Origin of the sequence: Undibacterium sp. Ji50W (assembly GCF_049340445.1) — a bacterium.
GTDB lineage: Bacteria > Pseudomonadota > Gammaproteobacteria > Burkholderiales > Burkholderiaceae_D > Undibacterium.
Genome location: NZ_JBMPOX010000043.1, coordinates 1 through 7,922 on the forward strand (window position 1 = coordinate 1; position 7,922 = coordinate 7,922).

A 7,922-nucleotide genomic window follows, 5' to 3' on the forward strand; every position below is an offset into this window, starting at 1 on the left:
TCTTATCGGTCTCTGTTTTTGAGAAAACTGAGATTTCATGCGCCTTTCAGACCGATGACTACATTTCTGAAACAGCACCCAACGCTAACCAATTGAATTTATTCGACTTTTAACCGGACGCTAGTGTCCTTGAATAGTTGTCGAAGCTTCAACTGCCAGTATATGCTTGCATGGCCCACGATCGCCCTGGTTGCTTGCAAACCAGGGGCAAGTGCAATGTAGTTCGCCATCCACTTCCCGGACACGATGCTCTATACCGGCACTGGTCACCAAGGCGTCAAGCGGTGTGTGCCGCGTGATACTCACTGCTCCCTGCTCAAGCAGCAGACGTGCGCCTGCCAGACGCGGGTGCATGTCTTCGATGAGGGAAAGATTGAACGGTAATACGCGATGAAAATAGGCATCATCAATGACATCAAAACCCACCAGGCCTGATGCCCCCAGGATGTGCAGGGCATCTTCAACTACGTTTTTTGTCAATGTCAACTGGGCTGCCAGCGCGTTCGCGCGCAGAGATGATTGCCAATGCAGATTTGCCTTTACTTGTGCCAGTGCACTGGCATCGCCTGCACGCATCAATGCACGCAGCGCCTGGCCTTCACCCGAAAATCCGCGCCATATCTCGGCGCTTAAGACTAGCGTCATGCGCGCCCCTGGAAATGTCAGCACCCAGGCGCTGGACTGTTGCAACTCGTCGGCGTAAACTGCCAACGACAAGGCCATGGGTAGAAGTGGTTCCAATACGCGCAAGCGCGTGGAGTCGACAAAGCGGACACCTTGCGTTTCTTCCCGGGTTGTGACGCGCAAGCCGAACGGCCCACCAACAAGCCACATAGGTGTTCTGGTGGTTGAAGATTTTGGTAATGATCTGATAAAACGCAAGGCTTCCAGTCCATTGACTTCTATCTTTTTGTGCATGGATGCCTGATAGGATTGCACCTCCAGCATACCGCGTATCCAGCGCAAGGGTAATTCCACCTTTTTTTCGATTGCCTTTTCCGCGCCGGATTGGACGGCGAATTCATCATGTCCGACAGCAAACGATAGTCCAGCTTTGTCGCTTACCCTTGCCAGCGCCGAACGCATCGGCATGTTGAAGTCAACATTGGTCGATCCTTTTCCGACTACATCGCCTTCGTAACTTTCGGGAAGCAAGTCGACACGGACATAGGCACTGCAACAAAGTGAGAAACCTTCAAAACGCAGGTTTTTCCCATCGGACGTGACTACTGGGTCAAATGCACCCATGGATTTGAGGGTATTGATTGCTGTAAAAAAGCGGGTGCCAATAATGCTGTACAGCGTTATCAACAGGTTGGCGCTTAATCGTGGGGATTTTAGTCTTCCCTCAAAAAAATAGGGATGGGGAACTGCCTGGCTGTTTGAGGTTGACAGCGCAAGTTTGGGTTTTTCGTCACCAGACAACATCGACGGAGCCAGGTAGCGATATGAATGTTGAATTGCAGCCATGAATTGCCAATATTTTAATAATCGGTGGGCGACGAAATCTAACGGTACTTGCAAATTTGCAAGCCTTTAGATTAGCATAAAAATAAATGGATGTTTTTTCTGAGTGGGGTGAACTTAAACATGTGTCTTCTTATTGGCACGCATCCCTGTTCATGAGATGCGTGCTAAAAACTAGCTCAATATCCTCAGCGCGTCATGCTTAGGAAATGATTCTGGATTCAAGAGCGGGGTCAGTAGATCAATTGCATTCAGGAAGCTGATATCTGATACCTGTCTTACCTCGTCACAATCGCAAACGTCCCCGGTGCCTTGTCTATCAACCCGAAGAAGCGCACCAGATCTATCTTGCTGCCATCGACTTTCAAATCATCGCTGAACAGTGTGTCTTTAACACCTGCAGTGCCTGCCATCATATTGATGAAGATGGGCTTGGTCAGGGTCAGGGTGGCATTCGCATCTTTGGCTGGTTCTGCCTTCTTGTGATGCAGGACGGCATTTTCTATCCATAGTACGTACGACTCTTTGGTGTCGGTCAGTACCAGATTGACTTTGAAATTTTTGTCTTCGGCGTCTGGGCCGTTCAGGCCAGCGGCCATGGCTTCCAGGAAGCGTTCTATCGGGGTGTGGGCCAGCATGTCTATCATGGCGGCGCGGTTCACGCCTTTGGCGGGTGGGCCATTGCGCAATTCATTGGCCGCAGTCAGGTAACTGTTGCGCCAGGTCGATGCCTCTGCCATGTAGCCCATTTGTTCGTAGGTACGGGCCAGTAATTCCTTGGCGGTCTTGTTATTGCTATCGGCAAAGACGATATGGTTCAGCAATTCTGCCGCCCAGCGATAGTCGCCCTTGTCGAAGGCGGTTTGGGCTGCTGCGGTGGCTTTGTCTGCACCGCCTGCCAGTTCGACGTAGTGTTTGGCCGATTCTTGTGGCGGCAGGCGGTTCAGGTTGACCGGGTTGCCGTCATAGGCGCCGATATAAAACTGATACACGGCTTTGACGTTATGGCGCAGGTCGCCATAGTAGCCGCGTGCGCCGAAATAACTTTCCAGTGATTTGGGCAGTTTGATCTTGTCGGCGATTTCATAGGGAGTGTAACCGGCATTGATCAGGCGCACGGCCTGGTCATGCGTGTATTTATAAACGTCGCGTTGCTTGGTGATGAATTCTGCAATGCGTGCCTTGCCCCAGACTGGCCAGTTGTGCTGGCCAAAATAGACATTGGCATCGGCACTTTGGGTCAGCGCCTGTTCCAGGTAAGACCCCCAGCGCTGCGCATCGCGGGCTTTGGCACCACGTACGGGCAAAAGATTGTGCATGGTCTGCGCCAGGATTTCTGCGCCGGCATAGGCTTTTTTATCGGGGATGCTGAAGGTCAGTTCTGCTGGTGCTTCTGCACCGGGCATGTTATGAAAAACAAAGTTCACTCCATCCAGTGTCAGTTCCTGCGTTTCTTTGGTAATCAGCTGATTCGGCTCCAGCACACCGACACTGCCATAGGCCACGCTTTTGCCCAGGCCGGTATCGACCAGGCCTTTGGCTGAGCGTTCCAGGTCTTTGCCGAACTGATAGCCAGAACGTCTGGCCATGGCGGTGCCAACCAGGATGTTTTCGCTGGTGGCTTCTTCCATGAAACCATCGGGGGCGACGACGGGTATTTTCTTGCTATTCACTTCTTCCGGCGAGATGACACCGAGTGCACCACCAAAATGGTCGGCATGGCTATGGGTGAAGATGACCGCGACGACAGGTTTGTCACCCAGGTGCTTGCGGGCAAAGGCGATGGCGTTGGCGGCGCTTTCTTTGGAAGTCAGCGGGTCAACGATGATCCAGCCGGTCTTGCCTTCGATAATGCTCATGTTGGCAATGTCAAAGCCGCGTAATTGATAAATGCCATCGGTGACCTTGAACAGGCCAATTTGTGCATTCAGTTTGGCATGTCGCCACAGGCTGGGGTTGACGGTTGCCGGGACAGGTCCTTCTATGAACTTCCAGGCGTCGAAATCAATCAGCGCTTCACCTGTGGGACCAAGGATTTTTCCTTCGGGCCTGGCGATCAGGCCGCGCCTGGCATCTTCAAAATCTTGTTGATCGTCCAGCGCCAGGGTCTTGCCCATGTCGGCATTGGCTTTTTGCGTAGCTTCGCTGGCTTCACTGTTGCTGCTGATGGCGACTTTTTGTCCGCATGCTGTCAAAATCAGACTGCTGGTCAGTAGGGTGAGGAGGGTGAGCAGGGTGAGCATTAAGGCAACAGGGGATATTCTTTTTGCAGAATCAGGCGCTAGCGACATGAGCAGTCTCCGATGATGTATTTTGAGGAAGAGTGTAGGACCAGCAGGTTTGCGTGTCCAATGCATTCTTAAACCAAAATTCATGCATTACCTGCATGGGAGTACTAAAAACTCAATGCCGATACTAAGTCATGCATAAGCTCGGGTAACTCTTGTAGCTTGCTTAGCTTACCGATCGTGGGACGACAGAGTCCGTCCTGACAGCTACAGGCAGGAATTGCTGTCAGGCTATGGCTTCGTTGGTCTGCCGGGTTCAGCTCCAGCTCAGGTCGGCATGCAACAGCGGTAACTGGCGCACACGTTTGCCGGTTGCTGCAAAAATCGCATTGCAGACCGCCGGTGCCAAAGGTGGAAAGGCCGGTTCACCCAGACCGGTCACCGGGAAATCGGTTTTCAGGAAATGCACATCTATTTTGGTCTTACTGTCCTTGATGCGCATCAGCGGGTATTCGTGGAAATTGCTCTGCACGATACGGCCTTTTTGTATATCCAGTTCTGGATACATCAGGGTGCTGATGCCATCCAGCACGGATCCCTGCACCTGGTGTTCTGCACCGCTGAGATTGACAATTTGCGCGCCGATATCCGTAACCACCACCACGCGGTCCACCGTCAAATCACCTTGCTTGCTGACCGTGACTTCCGCCACTTCAGCAATATAGCCACGGTGGCTGAAGTGGAAGGCAATGCCCTGGCCCTGGCCACGTGGGAATTTCTTTTTACCCCAGCCGGATTTGTCGGCAACTTCCTGCAAGACTTTTTTCATGCGGCCCACATGATAGGCCTGGCCGCGTTCACCAGTGCCGGGCACGATGTCCTTGTCACCCATTATCTCAAGGCGGAATTCAAGCGGATCACGCTCCGCCGCATGGGCCAGTTCATCGATAAAGCTGTGGAACACCCAGGCAAATACATTGCTGCCCGGCGCACGCCAGGGGCCCATGGGGATATTGCATTCCATGGGGGTTTGTTCCAGCAGGCAGTTTTCCAGCCAGCGACCGGGGAATTCATCGCCCGACAAACCAGCACCACTGCCTGTTTGCAACATGGCTTTGCCGTCACGCATCTGCTTATTGGCAAAGGTGACGAAATGATTGTGCCAGGCGATCAGCTTGCCCTTGCTGTCAACACCACCGCGCAAATAATGAAAACCTCCGGCGCGGAAATGGTCATGTTGCATATCATCTTCGCGTGACCAGGTCAGTTTGACCGGTACCTTGGCCTGCTTGGCGATGGCGGCTGCCTCGACCACAAAATCAGAACTCAGGCGGCGGCCAAAACCACCGCCGCTGCGGGTGATATGCAGCTTGATGCTGGCCTTGGGGATGTTCAGGGTTTCTGCCACCAGGTTTTGCCCGGCTTCCGGGTTTTGTGTCGGTGCCCAGATTTCCATGCTGCCATCTTTGGCGTTATAGGCTGCCGTGCAATTTTGGGGTTCCATGCTGGCATGTGAAATAAACGGGTAGCTATATGCAGCCTCTACTGTTTTCGCCGATTTGCTCAATGCCTGAGCGACATCGCCATCCTTGCGCAAGACATTGCTGCCAGGCTTGCCCGACAGTTCTTTTGCCTGGGCTGCAAAGCCAGCCCAGCTTTCTGTTGCTGCTTTACCTTCGTCCCAGGTAATGTTCAACTGCTTGCGGGCGCTAAAGGCCGCCCAGGTGGTTTCTGCCAGGATGGCAACACCAGGCACCAGGCCGCGGATATTCTCTGTGCCTTCGACAATGAAGGCATCTTTCACACCAGGCAAAGCCTTGATGGCATCCAGATTGGCGGTAACGACCTTGCCACCAAATACCGGACATTTTTCATACACGGCATACAGCATGCCGGGTAGTTTGACATCAATACCAAACAGGGGTTTGCCGGTCACGATGGCCAGGTTATCCACGCCACCTATACGTGTGCCCAGCAATTTGAAGGTGGCCGGGTCTTTCAATTTGACGGTTTTTGCATCCGGCACTGGCAAGCTGGCCGCTTTGCTTGCCAGTGCGGCATACGTCAGCCTGCGTTTGCTGGCGGTATGATGCACGGCACTGTCTGCGGCATGGCATTCATCCGCATTCACGCCCCAGGTCTGGGCGGCGGCAGTGACGAGCATGGTGCGGGCAGTGGCACCCAGCCGATGAAATTCATTGTAATTGGTGGGCGTGGATGTCGAGCCACCAGCTCCCTGGCTACCATAGGCGGGGTTAAGGTCACCCTGGACGATGCGTACATCTTTCCAGTTGACTTCCAGTTCTTCGGCAATCACCATCGGTAATGAAGTTTTGATGCCCTGACCAATTTCCGGCTGTTTTGATACCAGCGTGATCGTGCCATCAGCACCTATGCGTATCAGTGCATGCGGCGTGAAATCGCCGGCAGCCGGCGCGGCATCTGCTTTACTGACCTGGGCAATCGCCTCACCGGCCTGGCCAGTCAGGTAAGCCAGCACCAGCCCACCACCGCCGACGGCTGTATTGCGTAAGAAAGCGCGGCGTGAAGCTTGTTGAATAGACTTGTTCATCGCGGTTCTCCTTATGCTTTCTTCTTGCTGTTGGCCAGCTCGGCTGCCCGGTGTATGCCGGCGCGTATGCGTAGATAAGACGCGCAGCGACACAGGTTGCCAGACATGGCAGCATCAATATCGGCATCCGTAGGATGTGGTTTATTCTTCAATAATGCCGCCGCAGTCATGATCTGGCCAGCCTGGCAGTAGCCGCATTGCGGTACATCCAGCTCTTGCCATGCCTGTTGCAAGGGATGCGTGGCCTTGGCATCCAGGCCTTCTATGGTCGTGATTTTTTGCTTGTCCAGGGTCGACACAGGCGTCATGCACGAACGCGTGGGTACGCCATTGATCTGTACCGTACAGGCACCACACTGGCCTGCCCCGCAGCCATATTTGGTGCCAACCAGGTTGAGTGAGTCGCGCAAAGCCCATAACAGGGGCGTATCTGGTGCGACGTCTACGGTTTGTATCTTGCCGTTGATGTTCAGGCTATGTTTGCTCATGGTGCTCCCGTGCAAGGATGAATTCAAGATGCATTGTGGTGTACGCTTGCACATTGTAGTAGTTATTCACACAATCGGTGAAAAGTGCATTTGGCATCTGAAAAAAGGCATATTTCTGGCTATTTGAATAGCGGACACCCTGGCCCATGCACAAGCATTACTACCTGTGTTTAACCCGCACTCCCTATCGATGAAATATGTTTTAAGGCAGGATCACCAGACCAGAGTGCTGGTGAGAATTACGGTCACCGCGCCGGTAGCTGCGAAAAACGTGCTTGTCTTCCGCCGTCTTGCTACACATGGTGCATGGCGTGGCATGATCAATATCCTGAATACCAGTCTGTTGCAAGGCACGCTTGGCCAGTGCATTCAGGCTGATGTGGCGATGTGTGGGGCGAAGTGTGTTTGCATCAAGATCTGGAAATTGCCTGAGAAAATCGTCAGCCAGTTCTTCGCTGACTTCAAAACAGCATGGCCCGATATGCGCACCGATGGCTGCTACCCAATGCTGCGGCTGTTCCCCCTGCGCTGCCAGTTCTTGCCATAGGGCTTCAATCACGCCACCGACTATCCCGCGCCACCCTGCATGAGCCGCAGCGATCACGCTGCCATCACGTTTTGCCATCAGCACCGGCACACAATCAGCTGTGATGATGGTCACGGGTATGCCCGGCAGTCGCGTAAAAAACGCATCGGCATCACCACATTGTTGATTCTTTTCAGTAATCTCGACCACGCGCTTGCCATGTACCTGGAGTTTCACTGGCACTGTATCCCAGTGTGCGCTGAGCGCAGCAGGTACAAATTCCCTGGCATTCCCGAAGCCGTAGCGGATATGGGGGATGGTGGCGAGTAGGGGGCTGCTATGCAAGGGATGCTCCGGTGTTCGGTTGCGAAAACAGGATTTTAGCGAGTTTTTTTGTTTGGTGTTGGAGATGACGGGGGATTGCGTTTTTGCCGATCAACGGCAATCATATTTTCGTCGCTCCAGCGGCGTTCGTTGTCTGCTTGAGTTGTTATTAAAACGATTGCCCTTCGTGGACACAAGCCGGGTCTCGGCCCGGCGGCCGAGATACTTTCTTTTGCTTCGGTGTGTGTCAAGGTAGTTGTCGCCTCAATTTAAATTAAGCAGCCTTCATGTACGCCTTTTCTTCTACACGAGCCTTC

At 53.3% G+C, this 7,922-nt stretch carries 5 protein-coding genes; all 5 read right to left on the reverse strand.

What is annotated here, in order from left to right; genetic code table 11:
- Nucleotides 1-120: 120 nt before the first annotated feature.
- Nucleotides 121-1,470, reverse strand: a complete 1,350-nt coding sequence (locus ACO0K9_RS27790; RefSeq protein WP_422990611.1) for an SWIM zinc finger family protein — start codon at nt 1,468-1,470, stop codon at nt 121-123.
- Nucleotides 1,471-1,745: 275 nt separating this feature from the next.
- Nucleotides 1,746-3,758 carry an alkyl/aryl-sulfatase gene (locus ACO0K9_RS27795; RefSeq protein WP_422990613.1) on the reverse strand — a complete coding sequence of 671 codons (2,013 nt, stop codon included), beginning with the start codon at nt 3,756-3,758 and terminating at the stop codon, nt 1,746-1,748.
- A 253-nt stretch (nt 3,759-4,011) separates the two neighbouring features.
- Nucleotides 4,012-6,267 carry a molybdopterin cofactor-binding domain-containing protein gene (locus ACO0K9_RS27800; protein ID WP_422990615.1) on the reverse strand — a complete coding sequence of 752 codons (2,256 nt, stop codon included), beginning with the start codon at nt 6,265-6,267 and terminating at the stop codon, nt 4,012-4,014.
- A gap of 11 nt (nt 6,268-6,278) precedes the next feature.
- Nucleotides 6,279-6,755: a (2Fe-2S)-binding protein gene (locus ACO0K9_RS27805; protein ID WP_422990617.1), complete on the reverse strand. Its 477-nt coding sequence runs from the start codon at nt 6,753-6,755 to the stop codon at nt 6,279-6,281.
- 202 nt (nt 6,756-6,957) lie between these two features.
- Nucleotides 6,958-7,626: a peptidoglycan editing factor PgeF gene (gene pgeF / locus ACO0K9_RS27810; protein WP_422990619.1), complete on the reverse strand. Its 669-nt coding sequence runs from the start codon at nt 7,624-7,626 to the stop codon at nt 6,958-6,960.
- Nucleotides 7,627-7,922 lie beyond the last annotated feature (296 nt).

Bases quoted from the DNA above. Each gene is read 5' to 3' on its own strand.
- ACO0K9_RS27795 (WP_422990613.1), bottom strand. From the start codon at position 3,758: ATGTCGCTAGCGCCTGATTCTGCAAAAAGAATATCCCCTGTTGCCTTA.
- ACO0K9_RS27805 (WP_422990617.1), bottom strand. From the start codon at position 6,755: ATGAGCAAACATAGCCTGAACATCAACGGCAAGATACAAACCGTAGAC.
- ACO0K9_RS27800 (WP_422990615.1), bottom strand. From the start codon at position 6,267: ATGAACAAGTCTATTCAACAAGCTTCACGCCGCGCTTTCTTACGCAAT.
- ACO0K9_RS27790 (WP_422990611.1), bottom strand. From the start codon at position 1,470: ATGGCTGCAATTCAACATTCATATCGCTACCTGGCTCCGTCGATGTTG.